We start from the raw sequence: 24031 nt of genomic DNA, 5'->3' as shown, positions 1-24031 counted from the left end.
TTTATCATAGAAAGTGGCAGTAAGCTCGAAACATACAACAAGACTAACAGGAGGGACTTATGAAGAAACGTGATTGGCTGAAGAAGTCCTCAGTGGCTGTTCTTCTCAGCTCTTCTTTGATGATGTTCGGTGAAGCGGGACAAGTCTTGGCAGCACAGGCGGATGCGTCCAGTGTTGCTTCCTTTGCAACTGATTTGGTGGGCAAACCATACCGTGCCAATGCGGATGGCCCGACTTCTTTTGACTCTGCAGGATATGTCAGCTACGTGCTGTCTCATTTTGGTGTACAAGCTGAAAGCGACCTCGCCAAGCTCTTCGGCGGCGGGGAACCGATCGCAGCAGATGCGCTTCAAGCGGGTGACGTCGTATTCTTCCGTTCTGAGACCAGCCCGATCAACTTCGCGGGTGTCTATGTAGGCGGCGGGAAGTTCCTGTATGCCTCCCAGTCCAAAGGTCAGGTGGTCGAACGCAACCTGTCCGAATTGTGGGGCAAATACATCGGGGCGCGCCGTTATCCATTGGTTCAGGCAGAAACCCCGGCTCCAACGCCGCAACCTGTTCCAATACCTACACCTACACCAGATCCAACCCCAACCACACCACCGACTGAGCAACCGGCACCAGACGGCGGTAGCGAGATCGAACCGTCTGCCATCGCCAATGCAGCCCGCGCTCTGATTGGCAAAGACTATACTTCTGGCGGCAATGGCCCAGACGGCTTCGACGCAGCCGGACTGATCTCCTATGTCTACAGCGAAGCGGACATCTCGCTCCCAGACAGCATCAAGCAGCTCAATACGACAGGAACAGCGGTCGATCGCAACCAGATGCATCAGGGTGACATTCTGTTCTTCAAATCCCAGTACGGCAACCCAAGCTACGCCGGGATTTATGTAGGCGACAACCGTTTTGTCTATGCGTATCAAGGCGGTGACGAAGTGGTGGAGAGAAGCCTCACCGGCAGCTACAGCACCAATCTCGTCGGTGTGCGCCGCATCCTTGGTACCGTTCCGGTGACACCGGGCGGCCCAGTCGTGGATGAGCCTGTTGACCCGACCCCGACTCCTGCTCCGGTCGAGACAGGCGACAACGCAGCACAGATCGCCCTGGCGAAAAAAATCATCGCGACAGGGGAGGAGTTCAAGGGCATTCCGTACAAATTCGGTGCGGAGTACGAGACCTCCGGGCGCTTCGACTGTTCATCTTTTACTCAATATATCTTCAAGCAAAACGGCATCAAAATCCCACGTACCGCCCGTCCTCAATCCAAGATCGGTACGCCTGTTGCCCGTGAAGACCTGCAAATCGGTGACCTGGTGTTCTTCTCCACCAAGGCTACGATGAAATACGCGGCTGATTCTGTGAATCGTGTCGGTCACGTAGGGGTCTATGCGGGGGATAACAAAGTTCTCCATACCTACGGCGAGGGTGGCGTGAGATACAGCACACTGGCTAAGGGATGGTGGGATGATCATTATGTGAGAGCGGTACGGGTGATTCAGTAGGGTAAGTGAAAAAGTGTAGTGCAGAATAAAAAATGAAAGCTCTCTTTTCCACTATGGTAAGGCGGAAAAAGAGAGCTTTTATTCTTTGAACAAAGGTGGCTTACTATTAATTCCAAGATTGACTTACCAAGAAATACGGTTAGCCGCAAGATAATCTACCCACGCCGAAAGTTCTTTTTTGCTAAAATATATCTCGTTCCCAACTTTGAAATAGGGTATTTTTGATTCTTTACGATTAACCAAGTCAATTAGGTTCGTTTCAGGAATTCTCAGGTAAGTGGAGGCTTCCGCTAATGTTAACGAATTGGTCTGCGAAATGGTTACATCATTGCTCTTTACGGCATTTGCCAACTCTAAAATCATATTGCCCAAGTACCCACTGTCAATGTAATTTCTTTTCGAAATCTGATGTAAGGGATAAGATATGAGGAGAGAGCAGATCAGAATAGATGCGGCCAGAGAGAATAGCCCGTATTTAATCCCATTATCCATGAGTATAGTTGCCTCCTAGTATTTTATGGTTCAAAATGTAAAAAACTCCTTTGATTATAAAGGAGTTTCTTCTTTGAGGATAGGTTAGAAAGAACTAGAATGTTTTTCCTGTAGACGTTCTTTGATAGCGATCATTTTCGGAAGTGTAACTGACACTTAATGAACTTCCAGAGAGGTTAACTCCGCTGAACGACGCTGATCCACTCCAAGTTCCTTCTTTCCAGTTATGCTCAAAATCTAAAAACATTTTATTGCTGGTTGTACCGGAAGTCTTTTTAAAATAAAGCGTACCCCTGCCGTGGTCGGTGTCGTAGGTATATTCAAAACCACCCGGGATTCCATATAGAGAGCTATCATCCTCGATATTCCAAACAACCCCGTTTTGGTTTTCAAATCGCTTGGTAACGGCAAACCCGCTGACAGAGCCATTGTCATCATATCCACTGACGTTTACCTCAATGGTTTCACCAGTAAATTCATTGTACACTTCCTGATAGGTTTTGGCGTATGAGCTGACAACTGTAACTTTGTTCAGAGAGCGAACAGCCATGAGATCTCGGGTATCCATTTGCAGATCCCAAGCCTGATAATCACTGAAGTCGAACTCGCCCGTATATTTGTATTGACCAGTTGAAGAACTGTAGTACATAGTTGTGTCAGTTAGGTCAAGATCTGAACTGGAAGAATCGGGGGTAACGAACGATTCCTGAGTAACTTCGACCCAGCCATTCTTTTTATGGAAATCTCTAAGCTTATTTTTCAATGATTGTTTGTATTCGTCCTTTAAATGCTTCACATGTTGTTTGATAACTTCTTTCTCTTCCTTAGTCAGATGCTGTTTCCCTTGGATGGCTTCTGCGACATACCTCTTTAGTTTTTGATTAAGAGTATCTAATTCTTGATTTTCAATGGCAGAAATAGCGGATTCAGTAACAGATGCTTCTGTTTTTTCAGCATGAGGAATCTGTTTTTGAGTCGAATGAAATGCAGGCTCAGAAGCTTGTGCTGAAGTTGTAGCCACTAATCCGCCAATTAATCCAAGAGTAGCTAACATATGGTTGGTTTTCATGGTATGGTTTTCCTCCTAATATATCAACTATTTCATATTTTTGGATATTAACATAAATATAACCATTAAATTACTTATTTTATTTTGTTTAATATAACTTTATCGGACTCCTGATCAAAACAAAGTGTGATTGACACAAAGGAAGAATTAAAGTAAGTAGCATAAAAAAATGAAAATCTCCCTTTATATATTAAAACTTGGTCATATGATCCCATCTGCTCTATACTTATCTATAACAACATCGTTAGGATGAAAAATCTCTTCCCTAACCCCGAAAGGAGCCACCCCCCATGAACCGAACCTGGTGGAAAGAAGCCGTCGTCTATCAAGTCTACTGGCGCAGCTTCTACGATACGAACGGTGACGGCTACGGCGATCTCAACGGCCTGATCCAAAAGCTAGACTATATCAAAAACCTCGGCGTTGACGTCATCTGGCTCAACCCGCCATACGAATCACCCGACCGCGACAACGGCTATGACATCTCCGACTACTGCTCCATCATGGAGAAGGCCGGCACGATGGACATCTGGGAAACCCTCCTGCACGAAGTCCACGCGCGCGGCATGAAGCTGATCATGGACTTGGTCGTCAACCACACCTCTGACCAGCACCCATGGTTCATCGAGTCCAGCTCTTCCAAAAACAACCCCAAACGCGACTGGTACATCTGGCGCGACGGCAAAGACGGTGCACCGCCGAACAACTGGCGCTCGTATTTTACCCCGTCGACATGGGAGTACGACGAGCGGACAGGGCAGTACTATTTCCACTCGTTTGCCACTGAGCAGCCCGACCTCAACTGGCAGAATCCCGAGGTGCGCGAAGCGATCTTTTCCATGATGCACTTCTGGCTGGACAAAGGGATCGATGGTTTCCGCATGGATGTCATCAATCTGCTGGCCAAAATCGAAGGCTTCCCAGACTCCGATGAACCGGACAAAATCAACTACCTCGGCAACAATCCAGGCATCCACGATTACCTGCAGGAGATGAACGAAAAAGTACTTCGCCACTATGATATTTTCACAGTAGGTGAAATTCCGTTCGTTACTCCAGAGGATGGCCTGCTGTACGTGGGAGAGGGGCGCAACGAGCTGCACACCCTGTTCCATTTCCAAGTGGCCGATGACATGCCGTCTTGGGATATGCTCCGCTACAAGGAGATCCAAAAAACCTGGTACGAGGGCCTGTACGGCAAAGGCACCAACTCGCAGTTCCTCAACAACCACGACCATACCCGTCAAGTCACCCGCTATGGCAACGACCGAGAATACCGCGTCCAATCTGCCAAGCTGCTGGCGACGATGGTCCACACCTTGCCGGGCATCCCGTACGTCTACCAGGGTGAGGAGATTGGGATGACAGGCGTCTATTATGATTCCATCGATGATTACCGCGACATCGCGATGAAGAACAAGTACCACGAGCTGGTGGAAAAAGGCGGCAATCCTGATGAAGTCCTCGCCAGCCTGCGTGCTTTGAGCCGCGACAACTCCCGCACCCCGATGCAATGGAACGACCAGCCGAACGGTGGTTTTAGCACAGGTAAACCTTGGATTGCGGTTAACCCGAATTACAAGGGGATTAACGTGGAGCAGGCGCTGGCCGATCCGGATTCCGTCTATTATTACTACCAGAAGCTGATTCGCCTGCGCAAAGAAAATCCGGTCATGGTCTACGGGACCTACGACGACCTGACTGAAGGGGACGAGCTTCTGTATGTCTACACCCGCGAGTTGGACGGGGTGCGCTGGCTTGTGATGCTAAACCATGCTGACCATGAGAGCCGCTTTACACTGCCAGCAGGTGTGGAGGTAGACGAAGCAGGCAAACGTCTGCTCATCGCCAATTACACCGATGTGGAGGGAGCGGAGCCGATCCAGTCTGTTACGCTTCGTCCGCATGAGGCGCGTATTTACCAGTTGTAAAGGGTAATACAATACTCCAATAAAAAGCCCCAAGCACTGGTTCCTGTGTAGCGGACCGTGTTATGGGGCTTTGCTTTTACTTGTTTTCTCCTTGCACCCCCCAGCCCCGAACTGTCTTTTCAACAAAGGGAAACACGTTGATAACGGCGAACCTGTTCAATAGAGCAACCACTACGCTTCTGAAACACCTCCGAATTTTTCAACAAGAAAGGAACGTCATCAACCATGGTGAAATCAACCGTTGATATCTATATCCTCACTGGCTTTCTTGGCAGTGGCAAAAGTACGCTGCTTGCCCATCTTCTGCGCCACGAACTGGCCCAAGGCAGACGAATCGGTGTGATCATGAACGAACTGGGCGAGGTGAGCATCGATTCGTCGTTTGTCCCAGAGGAATGCCCAATCCGCGAGTTGCTGAACGGCTGCATCTGTTGCAGTATCCAAGGGGAGCTGGCGACCCAACTCCACGATATGCTGCATGAGCAAGAGCTGGATGGTGTTTATATAGAAGCAACAGGAGTCGCCCACCCGATGGAGATCGTCGATGCGGTGACGAATCTGGCTTTTGCCCCGCTGGTCAATCTGCGCTACATCGCTACAACCGTGGATAGCAGGCAGTGGCTTGAGCGTGACAGACTGAAGCGTCCAGTGAGAAAGCTATTGGAAGCACAAGTGACGTACGCAGATGTAATTTTGCTCAATAAAGCAGACAGAGTGAGTGAAGAGCAACAGCAGGATGTGATCAACAGCGTTGAACAGCTCAATGCTAAAGCGAGGCTGTTCATCACGACTCAAGCTCAGATCGATCCGGCAGAGTTGGCCGGGGAGGGGCAGAAGGGAAGCGAGGCGGGGAGTCCGAATGAAACCACGACAGGGAGCACGAATGGCAACACGGCAGGGAACGAGCCAAGAACCGAGCCAAGAACCACGCCAAGCTATACCAGTAGCCAAACGCACACCACAGCCCATGTCCACGACCACCTCCATCTGCGCTCCGTCACGATCCCGCTCAACAAGCCTGTCGACCGCGATGCCTTGGAATCATGGCTCCAAACCACACCGTTCACGATTCACCGAGCGAAAGGATTCCTCACTCTGACTGGGCCTGCATCTAATTTGGAAGCACCATCCCAACTCTACCTTTTCCAATACTCTTACGGTCAGGCGAGCTTTACTCCCTACCAGACGGAAAAAGCATACCAGCCTGTCCTCGTCCTCATCGGCGAAGACCTGCATGCATCCAACATACAGGAAGAGCTGGCTTCCACTATTTTTACAGACAGATAGAGACCGATCTATGACAAATTAACTGGAATGATCTGTATATTTACGCTATAATTACAACCAGAAAACAGAGACAAAAAGAAAGAGTTAAGGGAGGAATTCAGAGCGATGAACATGAAAAAATGGCTGCTTCCAGCTCTGCTGAGCGTCTCCTTGCTGGGCAGCACGAGCGGATTGACAGTAGACGCCAGTGCCGCACAGGCAGAGACGCCAAGCCAGTCCGAAGCGAACGTGATCGAAGTCGAAAAAGACGGATTGCGTTTTACAACCACGCTCCATGGTGAAGAATATCCGGCGCACCTCAACTATCAGGTGGAGGAGAAAGTCACCAATATCTCCGGTAAGGAAATCAGCTACACGTACGCGTGCAGTCCGATTTCGATCCGCATGGAAAATGACAAGGGGATTCACCTGCTAACGAATGAGATGCAGACCCCATGCCCGCCGGTGATCGAATACGCCAAGCTGGCACCGGGCGAAAGCGTGTCCCGTACCGAAACGTTCTACCCTGTCACCATGCACGGCTCCGGCGAGACCAACCTGTCTATTGCTCCATTGGGGACCTACCAGATCACTGCGGGTCTGACACTCGATATCGATGGGGAAAGCAAATGGGTTGAGGTCAAGCCAGCCAGTGTCAAGCGCGTCGAGGGTCAACCGATGCTCACGCCACAGCAGGCAGAAGCGCTGGCGAAGCTCCAACCAGCCGTCAGCCGCTGGATGTATGCGCACACTGGCGTCCGCATTGCCAAAGTGACCAAAGGCAAGTACTATGTCTATCGTAATGGCAAATGGACCGAAACCGATAAAAAAAGCTATGAAGAGGCACTCGCCCAGCCTTACTATCCATCCTTTGCCTATCAAGACGGCAAATGGCAGGTTCAGCTGTACAGCTCCTATGGACGCGAACCGAATCAGATCTCCGCAGATATTCAAGCGGCCCAGACACAAATCCTTGAAAATGGCAGTGTCAAGGTCAGCAAGACATCACTTGGCGACGGCTATTTTGAATACAAAGTGAGCGGAAAAGTGAAAGAGAAAGCAGACAAGACAAAGGTGTATATCCGAATCGGATCGGCGAAAAAACCAGTGAAGATTTCAACGGACGGCACCTTCCAGCTGACCTTTTCTATGAAAGAACGTACGGTCACCTATGACGTGGTGTACGTAGAAGCATCTCAACAGGGTGGCGGCAAGCAGGTATATCCGGTGCTGCTCTAAAAGGATTGAGAAAAGAACAGCTAAAAAACCCGACCAGGCTTGAGTCACATGCCTTGGTCGGGTTTTTGCTTATCCATGGTTTACTCCACGTAAATCATTTTCCGAGTCATCCCACCGTCGATGACGATCTCCGCTCCCGTGACGAAATCATTGGCCGGATCGGTCAAGTACAGGCAGGCTCTGCCGATATCATCGGGTTTGCCTACGCGGCGGGCCGGGTGCTGATCATGATCGATCTCACGGAGGGCGTCGTAATCTCCAGTCTCAATCCAGCCGGGGCTGATCACATTGACGCGGATGCCGTCACCGCCGAGAGAGACAGCCAGTGCGTGGGTGAGGGAGACGATCCCGCCTTTGGATGCGGCATAGGCTTCGCTGTTGGGTTCAGACATGTGCGCACGGGTGGAGGCCATGTTGATGATCGCGCCACCGCCGTTTTCCCGCATCAGCTTGGCGGCTTCGCGGGAGCAGAGGAACGTACCGCGCAGATTGGTATGGATCACGTAATCCCAATCCTCAAGCGTAAGATCATAGGGAGAAGTCCAGGCACCAAGTCCCGCATTGTTGATCAGGATATCCAGCCGTCCGTACAGCCGCTTGGTTTCATTCATCAGATGCACGATCTCATCGGGACGGCTCACATCGGTCGGGACAAGTGCGGCTTGACCACCGGCAGACTGAATCGCTTGCACGGTTGCTTGTCCATCGCTTTCGTTGCGTTCAGCCACGACGACGGATGCCCCTTGCTCAGCGTACATCAAGGCAACCGTTCGGCCGATGCCTTTGCCTGCACCTGTGACGATGACCACTTGGTTTTGGAAACGTTTCATGGATAGATCGACCTCCGGGGAGTTTTGCATACGGAAAAGGGGAGGCAACCGCTCTCCCCATTGCTATTGGTATTGTATCCCATTATTTGATGTTATCCAACACACTTTTAATTCCGTTGATATTATCCTGGATCAGTGTCAGGTTGTAGGTATTCCGGATGGCTGCATATGCCTCATCGAGCGCCTTTTTGCTCTTGGTCTTGCGGTAGTTGGCTACGACCTGTTGAAAAGTTGGATGCTGGATTACATCCGTGCGCCAGTCAAATACACGCGGCTTTTTCAACTCGGAGCGGATATGCTCCAGTGCTTTAGGCAAATACGGCTGCAGGGCAGAGGCCAGCTGGGATTGGGTAGTAGCGAGGGCTGGCAGCTTGTAGATGTCTGCGTGGTACGGACTTGAGTTGAGCTGATAGCCGTTCACATAGATATGCCAGCCACCTGAGAATTGGACGGTCTGGTTGAGGTCAGACGGTGCGAATGAGTAGTACTCCCAGCCGCTTATGGTCTTCTTGCTCGGCAGGAAATACCGGATGTAATCCATCGCCTTCTGATAATCAGAGGGGTGGTAGCCGCTGGCAGGATAGACATTGCCCAGTTTGTCCGGCACAAACCCAGGCAGCCCTACCTCAACAGCCCAGCGAACCGCTTCATTCGTTGAATCCTTCGGCGCACCACTGCCTTTGTACGGGCGTGCCTCTTTAAAAATCCGGTACAGCACTTCAGCGGCAAACTCTTTGCTCGCTTCCTCACTTGCTATGGTCTCGGCCCCGAACCCGCCGAGATCAAGCTCCTCCGGCATCAGATAACCCGCATGGACCAAGGCTTGCATCCGTGCCTTCAGCTCCGTAATCCCGCGCTCCCGTTTTGAGAGGATCGTCGGGTCATATCCAGCCGGATAGGCAGGAGGCAGAAAAGAGAGCAGATTGGACACCTCCAACAAAAAACCGTTCTTCGAAAACGCGAACGGATCAATCAACGCCTGCATCGGTGCCGTCTCCGACTCCAGCTCCAAAATATCATAGACGATGGTCGCCCCATCGATCACCTTGTGCGACTCAGTCGGCTGCTGCTCTGCCATCCCATGCGTAAACAGCTGGAACGAATACGTCTCCTCCAGCTCCTGATAGGTCGGCAGCTTATATGTAAACGTATACACTGGCTTTTTCACGGCAGCCATTTTTGCTGCATCAGCAGGCCCGACCGCAGCCGTACCGACCAGCAGAATGGCACTTGTTGCGAGGAGCCATGCTTTTTTGAGAGTCGACATGTAAGGAAACACTCCCTTTTTTTGCCTATATAGGTTCATTTCATGAGACGGCATGAGTGGAAAAACGTTACATCAATTGCCTGAAAAAAGATAATATAGCCAATCAATTATATATTAACATTAATGTTTCTATTTAAAATAGTTTGACATGATAGGTATATATTGATATATAATGTAAATAGATAGTAGATCTTCTTTTGAAAGGAGGTGTAGACTATGGCATACGTAAAACCAAGCATGAGTTTGATTGACCCAGTCCAAGCATTAATGGCAGGATGCTCATGCGCATGCGGAGCACTCGCTGGCAGCGGCGGTGGCGGCGGCGAAGATAAGCCGGAATAATTAAACATTTTTTACATCGGAATACTCGCCTTGTCGCCGACCAGGCGAGTATTCTAAATTTATCAGGAAATAAATCCTCTAATGGAGTTGATTAGATGAATCTGAATCAGCCTCTGCATTTTCCAAGTGTTGCCGTCTACGCCGAAAGTGGGGATTACATCGTACATAACCACACCCTAAACAGTTGGGTTGTATTTTCCCCTGAGGAGTACGAAGTGGTGTCCGATTTTATCTATGAACACCGTACGCCGAATCAACTGATCGAGGAGGGAGTTCCTGCTAACCTCGTCAAAGGACTGCTTGGTAAGCTTTTGATGTACAAGATCGGGTACCAAGGAGACAAGCCCGCCGAATACGAGAATTACGAAAGAATGACAGAAGGCGGATTGGGCAAAATTATTCCCAACTCAGTCTATTTTGTCACTTCCTATCGATGCAACCTAAGCTGTATCTACTGTTACGCAGAAAGTAGTCCCGAACGTTCCGTCAAGGGTGACCTTAGTACCGAAGAAGCATTGGACATGATCCGCCAGATCAAAGAATTGGGTGCTAGAACGATCATCTTTACAGGCGGCGAGCCACTGCTGCGTCCGGATATCTTTGAACTGATGGAATACAGCAAAGAACTGGGACTGCGTGTCAACATCATCACCAACGGTACCTTGATCAATAACATGGAAAAAGCAAAGCGGCTGGCTGACGTATGTAGCTTTATCACGGTCAGCTTCGATTCCCTGGATAAAGAAAGCCATGAGGTAAACCGCGGCCTTAATACGTGGGAAAAGGCCAAAAAGGCAATCGACATGCTGCTTGAATTAGGTGCCCCGATGAAAATTAACCAAACGGTGACCAATCGGAACAAAGATTCGGTGAACCCGATGTTCGATTTTGCCCGTGAAAAAGGCATTTCGGTTAATGTCATGCCAGTCACAACACTGGGACGTGGAGATGAGAACTCCCACGGGTTAGACCTGTTCGAACGCAGAGTCATCGAAGAACGGCGCATGGAATTGGAAATGGAAGAGATCGAGTCGTCGTGCGGCACAGGTGGCTGTTCCCCGGTCCAACTCAAACAGTTTAACCGTACATGGCAATGCGGTCACGGCACATCCGAATTCTCTATCGATGGAAAAGGCAACGTGTTCCCATGCAAACTGATGCACTCAGAGCTGTTCCACGCAGGCTCGATCCGCGAAACACCTCTGCGCGAAATCTGGGAAAACTCCCCAGTCTTCACAAGCTCACGCCGCAGAACGGTTCATACCCTGCCGGATTGTAAGGTTTGTACGTTCCGCGAATGGTGTGGCGGCGGCTGTCGTGGCGCTCAATGGGGGGCAACAGGCAAAGTGGACGGCACCCATTATCAGGAATGCGGGTTTATCCGCCGATCCTATCGTAAGAGAATGTGGGCGTACTTCCGAGCAGAAGGAGTGGGCAGCAAATGAGTACAGAAGTCCGTTACAAATTAGCAGATGATATCTTTTTCGACAAAAATGCCGAGGGGATTCTCGTAATGGGTACTGACGGCGAGAGCTACCGCCTGACCGATGCCGTTTCTAGAACGATCTGGGAGCAGCTTGCAGCAGGCACCAAATCACTCGATGAATTGGAACAGCAGATCCGTCAGATTTTTACGCTGACTGGCGATGAGCCGATCCGGGAAGATTTGATTGAATTTTTAAAACAGTTGACAGATATAGGTATAGTCGTTACGACTACCTGTACGGAAAACATTACGGAAAACATTACATAGAAGAAAGAGGGGGGAGCAGCATGGCTTTTGTTATCACCCAGCCTTGCGTCAATGAAAAATACGCACGTTGCGTCAGCGTTTGTCCAGAAAATGCAATTGAGACAGATGAACATGCCAACCAATATTTCATTAATCCGGACAAATGTACAGAGTGCCGTCTCTGTGACCTGACCTGTCCTGCCGCTGCGATCTTCCCGGAAGATATGGTGCCGAAACAGTGGAAACACTATATTGAGCTGAACCGGGCCTTTTTTGAAGCCAAAAAGGAAGCCGCGGGTGACATCCTGATTGGCAACGATTAATGCAATCATCCGAATCATCACCTCAATCGCCCGTGCAGGCGGCAGTGACTTTGCCAAAATCGTCGGGTTGACGTTGCTTCTGGGGATCTGGCCCGGAATTGAGATTTCGTTTATCCAACAGGCTGTTAATACGTTATATGACGGCAGAACTGCCGATGCAATTAAAACCGTCCTCCTGATGTTTTCGGTGGGGACGGCCGTTATCATTTTATTTGTCTTGATGCCATATCTGATGCAGAAGGCAAAGGATCGAATCCACCGCATTCTTCTTACCCGAATGTTTGGAGTGATGGAAGAGAAAAGCTTGGAAGAGCTGATGCGCCCAAACGAACGGAACCACATCGAAAATACCTTCCGCTCGTTGAAGGATATGTACGCAACGGGACTGGATGGCGGGCTGACTCTGTTGCAGACGGCGGTGACAGCCCTTATTTTGTGTGTGCCGCTGTTTATGATCCATCCCGTGACACCCTTGATCATCATGGGCGGAGTGATGCTAAACGTGTACTTCAGCCAAAAAGGGGCTGAGATGGAGAGGAGCTATTTGCAGGCGACTTCGGAGGATACCCGTTTGGAAAAAAACTTGTTCAATCACTTGACCAAGCTGGAATCAGCGAAGGAGCTGCGGGTGTTCGGCCATTTCTCTTGGCTTTTGCAAAAGTGGGAGGGGCATTTTCAATACAATTATGACAAGACGATGAAGCATACGATCCAAACATCGATGATTCAGATGGCTGCAAGTATAAGCAGCCGGATTGCAATCACGCTGGTGCTGATGCTTGGGCTTCGCGGGCTTTGGCTTGGTGAGATGAAGCCGGGAGACATGGCGGCGCTGTTAATGGGTGGACTGTTTCTGGACAGTTTGCTTGCGATGATGGTACAGCAAGGAAAGTATTGGTTGGGACGAAGGTTTTTCTTGGAACCGGTGTTAGGGGAGATCGAGATGAAGCCAACACCGTCTCTGAGTCATGCAGCAGAGTCTTTGTATGCCGTGGAGCTATCAGATGTCTCCTTTGCTTACGACTCTACAGCAGCCCCTGTCCTGCAACACGTCAGCTTCCGCATCCCCCACGGGGCCAAGGTAGCCGTCGTCGGACCGAATGGTGCTGGAAAAACGACCTTGATGAATATCCTCACAGGTCTGTTCACCCCTACTCAGGGAACCTGTGTCATCACACAACCTACAAGCGCCAGCTTCCAAAAATACGGACGCTATAAAATGACAATCGCAGAAAATGTCTATCTAGGCGACATCACACGGCAGGATGACCATACAGCCGTCCGATTCGCTTTAGAGAAGGCCGCAGCTGATTTTGTCGCCGGGATGCCGGAGCGGGAGCAGACGATCCTCTGGCCGGAGCTTGGCGGTGTCAATCTCTCCGAGGGTCAGTGGCAGAAGCTGGCGATTGCCCGTGGGCTGTTCCGTACGATGCAGCAGGAGGGTTCTGTGTTCATCATGGATGAACCGACATCAGCGCTCGACCCGGAAACGGAGCTTGCCTTGCTGCAACAAGTCATGGATGAGTTGCAGGAGCAGACCGTCTTTTTCGTCGTGCATCGCTTGGTCGGCTGTACATTCGCTGATTGGGTGATGGTGATCGACCAAGGTCAGATGATCGCTTACGGCACCCACGAACAGTTGATCCAAACGTGTGAGCTCTATCAGCAGATGTGGAGTGCGTCTGCTTCTTTTATGAATCAGAACAGGGGGGAAGCTGATGTGGCTGTTCCGCTTTCATAGGCTCAAAAGCGTATTGCCTTGGGCGGTGCCGCTTTTGCTCCTCGCCTTGGGGCTTGGTGCGTTGCCGGGTCTGGCTATTTATTGGTTTGGTCAGGCTGTACAAGTGACGGTCGAGCAAAAAACGGTGGACGTGATTATGACGACGGCTCTCGTATTTGTCGCCATCACGTTGCTCGAAAAAGGATTGTTGCCAATCTATTCGTGGGTGTCAAAAGGCCTTACGTACGCCATTATACGGCAGGCTAAGCTGGCGGTTATGCAACGGGTGACGTCCGCGGCTTATGAAGAGTTATTATCGCCCACTTTTACCGAAGCGCACCAAAAAGCGGCTGCTTCCGTAGAGAATGGGCATCGCTTATTTACCAATGCTTTTCGAATCATCTATTCTGCCAGTACTTTGATCGGCTATCTCGCTGTGCTGTGGTCGGTGACAAAGCTGGGGAGTATCGTGATGCTGATTACCTCACTGTTGATCTTCTGGCGGGAGCTTAGGATCGGAACCAACCTGCACCAATTAAGCAACCAGCAGGCATTGATGAGGGTGAAAGAGGAGTATTACCGTGGGATTCTGTCCCAATTCGATGTGGCACACGAGCGGAAGCTGTTCAATTTCACTCCATACATGGTGAAGCTGTGGCAGGAATGTTTCCAGGCGATGAATCAGGAGAGGTTGAAGCTGTTGTCCCGATCGCAGAAGATCACGGCGTTGCTACAGATTGGGCAGTTGCTTTTGGTCACGGGCGTCTATCTGTTCGTGATCATGTCTGGGTCTTCGACGGTGGGGGAGATGCTGATATCGTTCCAGCTGGTGAATGAGATGCTGGGAAAATCCAATTCCTTCATCCAAGACGTGCGTCTTACGTATCAGGAATGGCTGGCTACGTCTAATCTGACGGCTTTTTTGCGAGGGAATGATGGGAATGAAGCAGCTCCCGGCGCTACACGTGGGTCAAGCGGGCCATACCCAATGAGTACCGCTCCTGCGCCCAAAGTCATGTCCAGTGAACTCCAGCTGCAAAACGTGACGTATCGCTATCCTAACCAAACGACCAACATCCTCGACGGCATCAGCTTATCCATCCACCGGGGAGAAGTCATCGGTCTCATCGGACGCAATGGCGCAGGCAAAACGACGCTGTGTCACATCATCGCAGGTCTGCTCGAACCGAAGCATGGTGCGGTATTCGTAGATGGTCAGCCATCTGTCTGTGCAGACCGGCTCGGTGCTGTTCATGTCACCTATGCGGACTATAGTCAATATCCGCTGAGTGCAGAAGAAAATGTGACCCTGCACCATAACCTGACCGATATAGCTGAACAGGTTGCGGGGGATATCTTGGAACGCACGAGGACAAAACGCTTGGGGATCGGTTATTCCGATGGTACAGAGTTGTCTGGCGGAACGTGGCAGCGGATTGCTGTGGCCCGTGCATTCTCCGGTGGGAGCAGCTTGGTCATCTTGGATGAGCCAACCGCAGCGATGGATGCCATCACCGAGGAACAATTGATGACCCAAGTCGTCCGCCATGCCCGATCAGACGAAGGGGCAGCGGTACTGGTCGTGGCTCACCGTGTCAGTGCCGTGATGAATTGCGACCGGGTGATGGTGATGGATCATGGAAGGATTGTTCAGTCGGGCAATCCATATGTACTGTTGCAAGAAGAGGGGATGTTCCGCGAGATGTATGGAGCGCAAGTATCTCTGTTAAAATCGCATACGGGTTAGAGGAAAATCAGGGACAGGGTGTCTCTGGTTTTTTTGTTGCGTGTGGTGGGGAGAGGCGGTGGCTGGCAAGTCGCGCGCCCTGTAGAATCCCCTTCGGGAGAAGGTGGGACTGTCCGCTCCGGAAAAAGCAAGGGCTGAGGGCGGGGGAAAACATCTGGGCGTTTCAAGGAAGTGAGACTGTTCCCCCTGGGTGGAATCGGAGAAGTGGGGACGCCCTTGCTTTTTCCGGAGCTGGGATGGGATTCAAGGGGCTTGCGACTTGCCAGCCACCGCCTCTCCGACCTGCCGTAGATAAAAATCAACAAAAAAGAAGCTCGAGAGATTAAAACAGCTCTCGAGCTTCCAAAAACAGCTATATTTTTTAATCAAGTAACTTTTTAATACACTTTCTTACCAAAATACTCATTCCAACGATCAGTCACCAGCTTATCGATCTCTGGCAGCGTCTCCACCACATCCGGATAGAACGGCTTCATGCGGGCATCGATAATGATTGGACCTTCATAACGGATCTTATTGCGGACAATCGTACCTTTTGCATAAATATCATGCGCCGGGTCGAAGCGCGTATACACGCTCCAGAGGAAGCTGCGCTCACTTTTTGCGATAGACGCGTCATCGGTCAGCACAATCATCGGCCATTGTTTCAGATTCTCGTTGGCATACGCGATGAGACGCTCGGCAAGCTCAGGCTCTTGCTCGAAGGTCGGGCCGGAGATGACCAGGCAACCGCCGCAGAAGACTTCCGCTTGGCTAATCTCTGGAATCGAGCCGCCTGCATAGGTGCGTGGCAGTTCGCGAATCGGCTGTCCGATGCCGAGCATGACGCCTTTGCTGCCTGCGTTGAACTTGCGACCTGTGTAATCCAACGTGTCATTGGAAGTATCATTGACGATCAGCAGGTCGCGTTCTGGCTGGAATCTGGCCAAGACGGTCTCAAGGAACGTGGTAAAATCAGCGAGATCAACCGGCACATCCGTCACCATCAAGAACTTGGTCAGCGTCAACTGACCCTCACCCAAGATTCGGAAAGCGTGACTGATCGCTTCTTTATAATAGCTCTCACGCACAACAGCACCAGCCAGCGCGTGGAAGCCAGTCTCGCCGTAAGTGAACAGCGATTTTACCCCAGGCATTACCACAGGGAAGAGCGGGGAGAGCAGACGTTGCAGATACTCCCCGATGAAGTAGTCTTCTTGACGCGGCTTGCCCACGACAGTCGCCGGATAGATCGCGTCTTTGCGGCGGAAGCTCTGCTTGATGTTAAACACCGGGAAATCATGTGTCCACGAATAATAGCCGAAGTGGTCACCGAACGGGCCTTCTGGTCGGCGGACATGGGCAGGCACTTCACCCGCAAAAACAAACTCTGCCTCAGACACAATCCGGTGTGGATGGTTCGGAATCTCGGTCATCGACAGCTTGTCACCCATCAACAGCGAAGCAAAAATCAGCTCCGGTACCATCTCAGGCAGCGGGGCAATCGCGGAGATAATCATCGCAGGCGGGCCGCCGATGGTCAGTGTCGTCGGGAGCGCCTGATTGCGCAGCTCTGCTTCGTGGTGGTGGAAGCCGCCCCCCTTCTGAATCTGCCAGTGCATCCCGGTCGTGTTTTTATCATAGATCTGGATGCGGTACATCCCGAGATTGTGCTCCTTGGTCTCTGGATGCTCGGTGTATACGAGCGGCAGGGTCACGAAGGGGCCGCCGTCCAGGTGCCAGCCGGTCAGTGCAGGCAGCTTGGTGATGTCGACATCGTCACCGATCGCATGGACACCTGTGACAGGAGCTTGGCTCATCGGTACGGTGCGCGTGCCTGTTTTCATCACGCCGAGGAGTGGATTACGCAGCTCCCACAGGGCGGAGAGCTTCGGCGGGAGCAGCTTGTCGATACTGCCGACGAGCTGCTGGACGATATTTTCCGGCTTCGGACCGAATGCCATATCTACACGCGCCGCTGTCCCAAACAGGTTCGTTACAACGGGAAAATCTTTACCTTTTACATTGTTAAACAGAAGCACCGGGCCTTGCTCGTCAATCACACGGCGATGAATCTCCGGCAGCTCCAGATACGGATCGACCGGGGCATCGATTTCGACGAGTTGCCCGCTCTGGCGCAACTGTTGCAGGAAGGATCGTAAGTTCGTATGCATAAAAAAGAGGTCACCTCGTTTAAACACTCTGTCTACCTTTACTACTGTACACGAACAACCTCTTCTGTACTAGTTTTTTATGCGTAAGATGCCTGCATTTTGGCTTCCAGATTGGTTTTTACCTGTGGCCATTCGGTATCAATGACACTGAACATCACCGTATCGCGGACAAAACCATCACGGACGACCATATGCTTGCGAAGTACGCCTTCTTTTTGAGCACCGATCCGAGCGATCGCACGCTGGGAGTTGAGATTGCGGCCATCTGTCTTAAGCTGTACCCGCAGACAGCCCAGCACTTCAAAACAATACTGAAGCAGCAGGTATTTGCACTCGGTGTTGATCCCGGTTTTTTGCACAGAAGGGTTGAGCCAGGTGGTGCCGATCTCAAGGCCGCCGTCTTTGGACGAGATCGCCATGAAGCGCGTGCCGCCGACCAGCTTGCCACTCTCCTTGTCAAAAATCGAGAAGACCAGATCGGTGCCTTTTTCCTGTGCGGCAAACGCATTTTGGATATATTGCTGCACATCATCGGCATCACGGATGATAAATGTCATGTAGTCCCAGATGCTCTCCACCTGGGCCGCTTCCAAAATCCCAGCGGCATGTGCCTCTGACAGCGGCTCCAAGCGGACGAGTTTTCCTTCAAGGGTGACGGGTTGGATGTGTAACATGTGGGTTCTCCTCTCGACTGTTATGCTGTTGGTTCAAAACAGAACAGTATCTAGAAATTTTTCCAAGGATAATGCGAAAGAGGGGAACTGTCAAGAGTGAATCGGCTGATTGTTCACAGCAAAAAGGACAGAACCGCATCACAGCGATTCTGTCCTACTTCTGCTTTCTATATCGTTCTTACATACTCGTTCTTACATACCATATACGGCAATCGTTAAGTCAAAAGGGGGATAGTACGGTTCAAAAGGGCCAGTAGCCAGCAAGCGCCTTTTGTTATCAAAATCAATTGACGCGAATCAAACTAGCGGATACGCACCGCTTTGACATAGTGGTCATCCCACCAGCCGCCATCGTTCATGTCACTGTATTTCACGCCGCCTTTCCCATACGTGTGAAGCACTTTGCCGTCACCTGCATAGATTCCGACGTGACCGATACGCTTGATGGAGTCAGAAGAGTATTTCATCGTTTTCTTCGTGGAGAAGAAGACCAGGTCACCGACTTTCAGATCGGAACGCTTCACATACTCACCTTTCTTATATTGACTGCGTGCGCCACTACGGCCAAGCTCGATGCCTGCACCTTCCATATAGGCCCACATGGTAAATTCGGAGCAATCCATCGTGGTTTTGGTATCACGGCTTGATGCGTATTTATATGGTGTACCCAAATATTTTTCACCGGCGTCTACGATTTTTTGACCAACTGCATCGTACTCATCTGCACTTGCGGCCATACCGACGTTCCCAAATGCGAAGAGAGACGTCGCGATCATCAAAGTTGCGGTAGCTTTCTTAAACATGTTGAGCTTTTTCATAATCTTGTTCATCCTCCTCGAATGTGTTTGTGTGTGGTGTGTGCCGTTCAACGATTACAATCATAACACCGTTCACAACGCTTTTTTTGTGGCAGGTTATGGGAAACGTGGGGATCGCATGGGGCAGAAGAGGCGATCAGGGGCGCAGAAGGTTTTTCCAATGGAATTCGGAACCAGCGGATTGGAAATAAGGGAATCACCTTCCAGCCAAAATAAGTGAAATCGGCAGGCCGATGAGTAGAGATGTCCCGCAATGCACAATCTAACAACAGAATCTCAAAGGAGGTGTCAACGCATGGGTAAAAACGATAAATCCGCAGACCGCGGTAAAAATCGTGGCCAACAACAGGACAAGTCCGATGAAAACAAAAACATCCGTGAATACAACAGCAATAACAATGACCGCTAGTTAACTCTGGCTAACGGCAAATCACAGCAAGTAGGCAAAAACCGCTTGAAAAGCCTGTTACATTGGGCTTTTAGGCGGTTTTTTCTGACGCTTTGGATTGACAATGGTACCTAGGAATTTTAAGATTGCTGTTAGTGAATGCCAAAGAAAGGAAGCAACTTATGCAAGCCATCCTTGATTTTATCCTGGTACGAATCCCGCAGGCCAATGTGGCTTTATTCATTGGGATGGCGGTCTTTAACCGGTCGCTGATGTACAACTGGAAGCGTGGCGTCACGGTCAGTGTATTGTTTGGCGTGGCTTTCCAAGTGGCTTATCTCTTCCATATCGATCATGAAAGTAAGATGCTCTTCTTATTCAGTTGTGTGTTTTTGTTGATTACCTTTCTATTGAAAGAAAAGTGGGGGATGGCCCTGCTGATCTCAATCAGTACGTTTGTGCTGATTACCTTGATGGAATTGCTGCTGATTCTGTCGTTTGAATGGATGGGCTTCACCTACGAACAGATGACGCAGAATCCGGTAACTCGCTACACAGGAATGGCATTGTATCTGCTGATCTGCCTGGGCTTGGGTGCTATTATGCGCCGGTATCGGTTTGATATCCGCCGTATCATGCCCCGCAAAAAAACGAGCGGCTATCTGTCTCTGGTGATCCTCGTGGGTGGGATTGAACTGTTCCTGATGTGCCTCGCGTGGATGAACAATTTTATGCAATATTACTTGTCCCATGAGTTCGTTATGGTCGGCGGTGTGCCGCTGGTATACTGGCTGATCTTGATCTTTTTCCTTTTGATGATGTCGCTGTTCGTCAAGCATCTGAAAGTTCGGGTGCATGAGGTGGAGGAGATGTCCCAACTCTTTTACGAGAAAAATATCCGTGAGCTGATCAAGCAGATTAACCTGACCAAAGATGATGCATTACGCCATTACCGCACGTTGGATCAGTTATTAGATAAGAAAGACTACGAGGTGATGGGCGACTATGTCCATCAGCTGCTGCGGGATGCGACCGCCAGCCAAAAGCTCTTGTCCGGGATCAAAAATCCGGCAATCTCGGCTCTTTTGCAGGCGAAGCTGACAGCCTGTGATACGGCTGGAATCTCGTTTCATCTGCAAGTGCGGACTGAGACGCAGCTTGATTTTATCAAGACGTATGATGTGATCAAGGTGCTTGGCAACTTGCTGGATAACGCGATCCGCGCCTCCCAGCAAGCCACCGATCAGCCATACGTCAAGCTGATCTGGCAGGAAACCGAGCAGAAGCACTCGCTCTATATCGAGAACAACGGGGCGACGATTCCGCCCGAAAAGCTAGATCGTGTCTGGGATCTGGGGTACAGCACCAAGCCTTCCGGAGATGGAGGGACAGGTCTTGCCATCGTCAAAAAGGTGATCGATCAATACCAAGGCCAAGTCGACATTCACTCGGCTGATGGTATCACCTCGTTTCACATCACATTCCCGCGCAAGAAAGAAACAACCCAAAATGTGGGCAGTCATGCTATAATGACATGAGCATGTAAGAGTGGAGGAATTGTGATTGACGATTACATTATCTGCCCAAGCCTTTTTAATTCTGTGCCGCCTGTTCGACGGCTGCTACGATGATCTCAAGCAGCAGTCCAAGCTCGAACAAGTGGTCGAGGATACCGCCCAAGAGCTGTTGAAAGGGGTGGCATACCTGCACGAGCAGGAGACACCGCCTGAGAGTGTGACGGTTGAGCTTTCCTTTCAACAGGTCTTTTTCCTGCAAAAGATTGTCGCTGAGATGCTGCGCGTGATGAGAGAGGCCGTCGGTCAGGAAAAGATGATCGGCTGGCTGGAGGAGTGCCAGCACGCGTTTGACGAGGCGATGAAATAATTTGCAACTGACTCGTTTACAAACGGGCTGACAAGTGTTATTGTATGAATCGAAACAACTTGATAATGATTACCAAACGGGAGCCGAGCGATTATCGGCTGAGAGTGTAACGAAGGCGTTACTAACCGTCTAACCTGATCTGGGTCATACCAGCGGAGGGAGAGGTAGCAGTAGGAGCAAGCGATACCTGATGTCGTGCCATTTTTACATGTGGCGTGGCATGGTTGTGGGTGTCGTGCATGCGGAATACGTACAAAACCATCCGGTGGCGGGTGGTTTTTTTATTTTGCTACGGGAACAGGGGGTGAAGGGGAATGGGAACAAGAACAGAGGCGGCGCGAGAGCAGATACACATAGGGACAGAACCCGTGAGGTCGAGCAGCGGCACAGACAATGAGCGATGGCGTAGACAGCTGCATCTCATCACCAGCGGCAGTCAGTCGCTTTATGAAGTCTTGGCAATCGTATCCGCAGCGGCTCGTGGAGGTCTTGACTTCCTGCATATCCGTGAGAAAACAAGAACCGCACGCGAAATCAGCGAGTGGGTTCGTGCCATCGGCGAAATATTCCCGCTAGAGCGAATCTTCCTAAATGACCGCGTAGACGTCGCAGCAGCGTGGGGGGTCAGGGGAAGTCATCTGGCGTATCACAGTCTGGCGGTACCACTGGCAAGACGGGTGCTCAGCGACTCACAACTGGCCGGACGCTCTGTTCACTCGATGGCAGAGGCTGAAGCGGCGGTGGCCGAAGGGGCTGACTATCTGATCTACGGTCACCTTTTTGTAAGCAACTCCAAGCCGGGGCTTTCGCCGCGGGGGACAGAAGAGCTGGCACGCATCACGGCACAGGTGTCGGTTCCGGTGATCGCCATCGGTGGGATTCGCCCAGACAACGTGGACATGGCACTGGCGGCAGGCTGTGCAGGCATCGCCGTGCTGAGCGGCATCACCCACGCCCCTGACCCGGAAGCGGCCACCCGCGCTTATCGTGAGGCATTAGACAAAGGAGGGACAGCATGACACTTCAAGTAAACGGCAAAACGATTACGCTGACCGACGTGACCAATATTTCCGGGCTTCTAGCCTTTTATCAATTGGAGAAAAAAATCCTCGTCGTCGAGCGCAACGGCGAGATCATCGACCGAAGCAACTATGCGGACACCCCGATCATGGATGGCGACCGTATCGAAATCGTACATTTTGTAGGAGGCGGATAATGATGAATACATTGAAAATCGGTACTTATGAGTTTACATCCAGACTGTTGCTTGGCACAGGCAAATTCGCAGATCTCGATACCCAAAGCAGAGCGGTAGAGGTGTCTGAGGCAGAAATCCTGACGTTTGCCGTGAGACGTCTGAATCTAGATAACCCGGATGAGCCTAATTTCCTCGAAAAATTAGACCTGAAAACATACACGCTCCTGCCGAACACCGCAGGCGCCTACACCGCCGAAGAAGCAGTACGCATCGCTCGTCTGGCAAAAGCAAGCGGTCTGTGCGACATGATCAAGGTAGAAGTAATCGGCGACCAGCGCACCCTGCTCCCAGACCCGATCGGCACGCTCGAAGCTTCCCGTATCCTCGTGGAAGAGGGCTTCACTGTTCTCACCTATACCAACGACGACCCGATCCTTGCAAGACGTCTGCAGGAAGTCGGCGTACATGCAGTCATGCCAGGTGCCTCCCCAATCGGCTCCGGCCAAGGCATCAATAATGAAAACAACCTGCGCTTCATTATCGAAGAGGCAAAAGTACCGATCATCGTCGACGCTGGTATCGGCTCTCCTGCCGACGCAGCCAAAGCGATGGAATTGGGCGCTGACGGCGTACTGCTCAACACAGCGGTCGCACTCGCTGATGATCCAGTCCTGATGGCAGAAGCGATGAAACTCGCGATCGAAGCAGGACGCAAAGGCTTCCTCGCAGGCCGCATCCCGAAAAAACGCTACGCGTCTGCCAGCAGCCCGGTCGAAGGAATGATCGAATAATGACAACCTTAGTAAAGCTCACGGGTGAACAGCTTAAAGAAAAATTGCGCGTCTATCTGGTCATCGGCAGTCAGGATTGCGACTTTTCTATAGAAAGAACACTTACTATCGTCCGGCAAGCACTCGCGGGCGGTGTGGGTACGGTCCAATTGCGTGATAAGAACAGCAAGCTGACCGAGGGCGAACGGGAACAGCTCGCTCGTGAGATGCAAAAGCTGTGCCGAGAGTATGGAGCGATGTTTTTCATCAATGACGATGTAGAGCTAGCGATCCGTCTCACAGTAGATGGGATTCATGTCGGACAGGATGATCTGCCGCTCGTAGAGGTGCAGAAGCTGGTGCCATCAGGTATGCTGATCGGCATCTCTGCAGGTACGCCGGAGGAAGCCCGTATCGCACAGGACGGAGGAGCGGACTACATAGGTGTCGGCGCGATGTATGCGACGTCTTCGAAAGCAGATGCAGGTGAACCGATTGGCCCGGCAGGACTGCGCGCGATCCGTCAAGCGGTTGGCGAGTCATATCCAATGGTAGGTATCGGTGGGATCTCTATTGCCAACTGCCGTCCTGTAGTGGAGGCGGGAGCAGACGGACTTGCCGTGATCTCTGCGATTACCAGAGCAGAAGATCCCGAACAGGCGGCTGTGGAGCTGTTACAAATC

22 protein-coding genes, 1 pseudogene and 1 riboswitch are annotated in these 24031 nt (G+C 51.0%); of the genes and pseudogenes, 16 read left to right on the top strand and 7 right to left on the bottom strand.

The genetic code is table 11. From position 1 onward, the window contains the following. The first annotated feature begins 59 nt into the window (after window positions 1-59). Complete coding sequence (locus FGI41_RS04560) at window positions 60-1505, top strand: C40 family peptidase (RefSeq protein ID WP_139488749.1); 1446 nt, start codon at window positions 60-62, stop codon at window positions 1503-1505. 123 nt (window positions 1506-1628) lie between these two features. Here FGI41_RS04560 and FGI41_RS04555 read toward each other — a convergent pair whose 3' ends face one another. Together FGI41_RS04555 and FGI41_RS04550 are read right to left on the bottom strand one after the other, a co-directional pair. After that, window positions 1629-1997, bottom strand: a complete 369-nt coding sequence (locus FGI41_RS04555) for a helix-turn-helix domain-containing protein (RefSeq protein ID WP_139488748.1) — start codon at window positions 1995-1997, stop codon at window positions 1629-1631. A gap of 94 nt (window positions 1998-2091) precedes the next feature. Then, complete coding sequence (locus FGI41_RS04550) at window positions 2092-3066, bottom strand: hypothetical protein (RefSeq protein ID WP_139488747.1); 975 nt, start codon at window positions 3064-3066, stop codon at window positions 2092-2094. A gap of 290 nt (window positions 3067-3356) precedes the next feature. On the opposite strand from FGI41_RS04550, the gene FGI41_RS04545 reads away from it, so the two are divergent. From FGI41_RS04545 to FGI41_RS04535, 3 genes are all read left to right on the top strand, one after another. Further along, window positions 3357-4997, top strand: a complete 1641-nt coding sequence (locus tag FGI41_RS04545) for a glycoside hydrolase family 13 protein (protein WP_139488746.1) — start codon at window positions 3357-3359, stop codon at window positions 4995-4997. Between the two features lie 225 nt (window positions 4998-5222). Next, window positions 5223-6284, top strand: a complete 1062-nt coding sequence (locus tag FGI41_RS04540) for a CobW family GTP-binding protein (RefSeq protein ID WP_139488745.1) — start codon at window positions 5223-5225, stop codon at window positions 6282-6284. Window positions 6285-6389: 105 nt separating this feature from the next. Further along, the gene (locus tag FGI41_RS04535; RefSeq protein WP_139488744.1) at window positions 6390-7502 is read left to right on the top strand and encodes a hypothetical protein; all 1113 of its coding nucleotides are present in this window, start codon (window positions 6390-6392) and stop codon (window positions 7500-7502) included. 80 nt (window positions 7503-7582) lie between these two features. Here FGI41_RS04535 and FGI41_RS04530 read toward each other — a convergent pair whose 3' ends face one another. Together FGI41_RS04530 and FGI41_RS04525 are read right to left on the bottom strand one after the other, a co-directional pair. Continuing rightward, entirely contained in the window at window positions 7583-8332 is a 750-nt protein-coding gene (locus FGI41_RS04530; protein WP_139488743.1) for an SDR family NAD(P)-dependent oxidoreductase, read from the bottom strand. Between the two features lie 82 nt (window positions 8333-8414). Next, window positions 8415-9599, bottom strand: coding sequence for a hypothetical protein (locus FGI41_RS04525; protein ID WP_139488742.1), 1185 nt, complete (start codon window positions 9597-9599; stop codon window positions 8415-8417). A 216-nt stretch (window positions 9600-9815) separates the two neighbouring features. Here FGI41_RS04525 and FGI41_RS25365 point away from each other — a divergent pair, with 216 nt between their 5' ends. From FGI41_RS25365 to FGI41_RS04500, 6 genes are all read left to right on the top strand, one after another. Continuing rightward, the gene (locus tag FGI41_RS25365; protein WP_255298328.1) at window positions 9816-9941 is read left to right on the top strand and encodes a hypothetical protein; all 126 of its coding nucleotides are present in this window, start codon (window positions 9816-9818) and stop codon (window positions 9939-9941) included. A gap of 95 nt (window positions 9942-10036) precedes the next feature. Continuing rightward, window positions 10037-11386, top strand: coding sequence for a radical SAM/SPASM domain-containing protein (locus FGI41_RS04520; protein ID WP_139488741.1), 1350 nt, complete (start codon window positions 10037-10039; stop codon window positions 11384-11386). Beyond that, window positions 11383-11694, top strand: coding sequence for a PqqD family protein (locus FGI41_RS04515; RefSeq protein ID WP_139488740.1), 312 nt, complete (start codon window positions 11383-11385; stop codon window positions 11692-11694). Before FGI41_RS04520 ends, FGI41_RS04515 begins: the two co-directional genes overlap by 4 nt. A 20-nt stretch (window positions 11695-11714) precedes the next feature. Next, window positions 11715-11996 carry a 4Fe-4S dicluster domain-containing protein gene (locus tag FGI41_RS04510; RefSeq protein WP_139488739.1) on the top strand — a complete coding sequence of 94 codons (282 nt, stop codon included), beginning with the start codon at window positions 11715-11717 and terminating at the stop codon, window positions 11994-11996. Further along, entirely contained in the window at window positions 11983-13737 is a 1755-nt protein-coding gene (locus tag FGI41_RS04505; RefSeq protein WP_139488738.1) for an ATP-binding cassette domain-containing protein, read from the top strand. The genes FGI41_RS04510 and FGI41_RS04505 overlap by 14 nt, the downstream gene beginning before the upstream one ends. After that, a complete protein-coding gene (locus tag FGI41_RS04500; RefSeq protein WP_139488737.1) occupies window positions 13715-15463 on the top strand; it encodes an ATP-binding cassette domain-containing protein in 1749 nt (582 codons plus the stop codon). Before FGI41_RS04505 ends, FGI41_RS04500 begins: the two co-directional genes overlap by 23 nt. Window positions 15464-15840: 377 nt before the next feature. Here the strand turns inward: FGI41_RS04500 and FGI41_RS04495 are convergent, their stop codons facing one another. The 3 genes from FGI41_RS04495 to FGI41_RS04485 form a co-directional block, all read right to left on the bottom strand. Then, on the bottom strand, window positions 15841-17616 hold the full coding sequence (locus tag FGI41_RS04495) for a UbiD family decarboxylase (protein WP_139488736.1): 1776 nt from the start codon (window positions 17614-17616) through the stop codon (window positions 15841-15843). Window positions 17617-17693: 77 nt separating this feature from the next. Then, window positions 17694-18290, bottom strand: coding sequence for a GNAT family N-acetyltransferase (locus FGI41_RS04490; protein WP_139488735.1), 597 nt, complete (start codon window positions 18288-18290; stop codon window positions 17694-17696). Window positions 18291-18592: 302 nt separating this feature from the next. Then, window positions 18593-19108, bottom strand: coding sequence for a C40 family peptidase (locus FGI41_RS04485; protein WP_255298327.1), 516 nt, complete (start codon window positions 19106-19108; stop codon window positions 18593-18595). A gap of 570 nt (window positions 19109-19678) precedes the next feature. Here FGI41_RS04485 and FGI41_RS04480 point away from each other — a divergent pair. From FGI41_RS04480 to thiE, 6 genes and pseudogenes are all read left to right on the top strand, one after another. Continuing rightward, window positions 19679-21034, top strand: a complete 1356-nt coding sequence (locus FGI41_RS04480) for a sensor histidine kinase (protein ID WP_139488733.1) — start codon at window positions 19679-19681, stop codon at window positions 21032-21034. Between the two features lie 25 nt (window positions 21035-21059). Next, complete coding sequence (locus FGI41_RS04475; protein ID WP_139488732.1) at window positions 21060-21380, top strand: hypothetical protein; 321 nt, start codon at window positions 21060-21062, stop codon at window positions 21378-21380. Between the two features lie 66 nt (window positions 21381-21446). Then, a riboswitch (TPP riboswitch) is annotated at window positions 21447-21558 on the top strand. 136 nt (window positions 21559-21694) lie between these two features. Continuing rightward, the gene (locus FGI41_RS04470) at window positions 21695-22399 is read left to right on the top strand and encodes a thiamine phosphate synthase (RefSeq protein WP_139488731.1); all 705 of its coding nucleotides are present in this window, start codon (window positions 21695-21697) and stop codon (window positions 22397-22399) included. Next, window positions 22396-22596 carry a sulfur carrier protein ThiS gene (gene thiS / locus FGI41_RS04465; RefSeq protein ID WP_139488730.1) on the top strand — a complete coding sequence of 67 codons (201 nt, stop codon included), beginning with the start codon at window positions 22396-22398 and terminating at the stop codon, window positions 22594-22596. The genes FGI41_RS04470 and thiS overlap by 4 nt, the downstream gene beginning before the upstream one ends. After that, window positions 22596-23369: a thiazole synthase gene (locus FGI41_RS04460; RefSeq protein ID WP_304364763.1), complete on the top strand. Its 774-nt coding sequence runs from the start codon at window positions 22596-22598 to the stop codon at window positions 23367-23369. The genes thiS and FGI41_RS04460 overlap by 1 nt, the downstream gene beginning before the upstream one ends. Then, window positions 23369-24007 (top strand): annotated as a pseudogene (gene thiE / locus FGI41_RS04455) (thiamine phosphate synthase); the annotation flags it as partial. The gene FGI41_RS04460 and the pseudogene thiE, both read left to right, overlap by 1 nt. Window positions 24008-24031: the final 24 nt, after the last annotated feature.

It is taken from the genome of Brevibacillus dissolubilis, from assembly GCF_006170445.1.
In the GTDB taxonomy this organism is placed as follows: domain Bacteria; phylum Bacillota; class Bacilli; order Brevibacillales; family Brevibacillaceae; genus Brevibacillus_B; species Brevibacillus_B dissolubilis.
Note: the sequence above shows the minus strand (reverse complement) of the source record. Positions and strands in the feature narration are given on the sequence as shown.

What these genes read in the sequence shown, in the direction of transcription:
- FGI41_RS04500 (WP_139488737.1), top strand. Translation starts at nt 13,715, where the DNA reads ATGTGGCTGTTCCGCTTTCATAGGCTCAAAAGCGTATTGCCTTGGGCG.
- FGI41_RS04490 (WP_139488735.1), bottom strand. Translation starts at nt 18,290, where the DNA reads ATGTTACACATCCAACCCGTCACCCTTGAAGGAAAACTCGTCCGCTTG.
- FGI41_RS04560 (WP_139488749.1), top strand. Translation starts at nt 60, where the DNA reads ATGAAGAAACGTGATTGGCTGAAGAAGTCCTCAGTGGCTGTTCTTCTC.
- FGI41_RS04525 (WP_139488742.1), bottom strand. Translation starts at nt 9,599, where the DNA reads ATGTCGACTCTCAAAAAAGCATGGCTCCTCGCAACAAGTGCCATTCTG.
- FGI41_RS04535 (WP_139488744.1), top strand. Translation starts at nt 6,390, where the DNA reads ATGAACATGAAAAAATGGCTGCTTCCAGCTCTGCTGAGCGTCTCCTTG.
- FGI41_RS04530 (WP_139488743.1), bottom strand. Translation starts at nt 8,332, where the DNA reads ATGAAACGTTTCCAAAACCAAGTGGTCATCGTCACAGGTGCAGGCAAA.
- FGI41_RS04480 (WP_139488733.1), top strand. Translation starts at nt 19,679, where the DNA reads ATGCAAGCCATCCTTGATTTTATCCTGGTACGAATCCCGCAGGCCAAT.
- FGI41_RS04495 (WP_139488736.1), bottom strand. Translation starts at nt 17,616, where the DNA reads ATGCATACGAACTTACGATCCTTCCTGCAACAGTTGCGCCAGAGCGGG.
- FGI41_RS04515 (WP_139488740.1), top strand. Translation starts at nt 11,383, where the DNA reads ATGAGTACAGAAGTCCGTTACAAATTAGCAGATGATATCTTTTTCGAC.
- FGI41_RS25365 (WP_255298328.1), top strand. Translation starts at nt 9,816, where the DNA reads ATGGCATACGTAAAACCAAGCATGAGTTTGATTGACCCAGTCCAAGCA.
- FGI41_RS04485 (WP_255298327.1), bottom strand. Translation starts at nt 19,108, where the DNA reads ATGAAAAAGCTCAACATGTTTAAGAAAGCTACCGCAACTTTGATGATC.
- FGI41_RS04545 (WP_139488746.1), top strand. Translation starts at nt 3,357, where the DNA reads ATGAACCGAACCTGGTGGAAAGAAGCCGTCGTCTATCAAGTCTACTGG.
- FGI41_RS04555 (WP_139488748.1), bottom strand. Translation starts at nt 1,997, where the DNA reads ATGGATAATGGGATTAAATACGGGCTATTCTCTCTGGCCGCATCTATT.
- FGI41_RS04460 (WP_304364763.1), top strand. Translation starts at nt 22,596, where the DNA reads ATGATGAATACATTGAAAATCGGTACTTATGAGTTTACATCCAGACTG.
- FGI41_RS04540 (WP_139488745.1), top strand. Translation starts at nt 5,223, where the DNA reads ATGGTGAAATCAACCGTTGATATCTATATCCTCACTGGCTTTCTTGGC.
- FGI41_RS04520 (WP_139488741.1), top strand. Translation starts at nt 10,037, where the DNA reads ATGAATCTGAATCAGCCTCTGCATTTTCCAAGTGTTGCCGTCTACGCC.
- FGI41_RS04470 (WP_139488731.1), top strand. Translation starts at nt 21,695, where the DNA reads ATGGGAACAAGAACAGAGGCGGCGCGAGAGCAGATACACATAGGGACA.
- FGI41_RS04510 (WP_139488739.1), top strand. Translation starts at nt 11,715, where the DNA reads ATGGCTTTTGTTATCACCCAGCCTTGCGTCAATGAAAAATACGCACGT.
- FGI41_RS04550 (WP_139488747.1), bottom strand. Translation starts at nt 3,066, where the DNA reads ATGAAAACCAACCATATGTTAGCTACTCTTGGATTAATTGGCGGATTA.
- thiS (WP_139488730.1), top strand. Translation starts at nt 22,396, where the DNA reads ATGACACTTCAAGTAAACGGCAAAACGATTACGCTGACCGACGTGACC.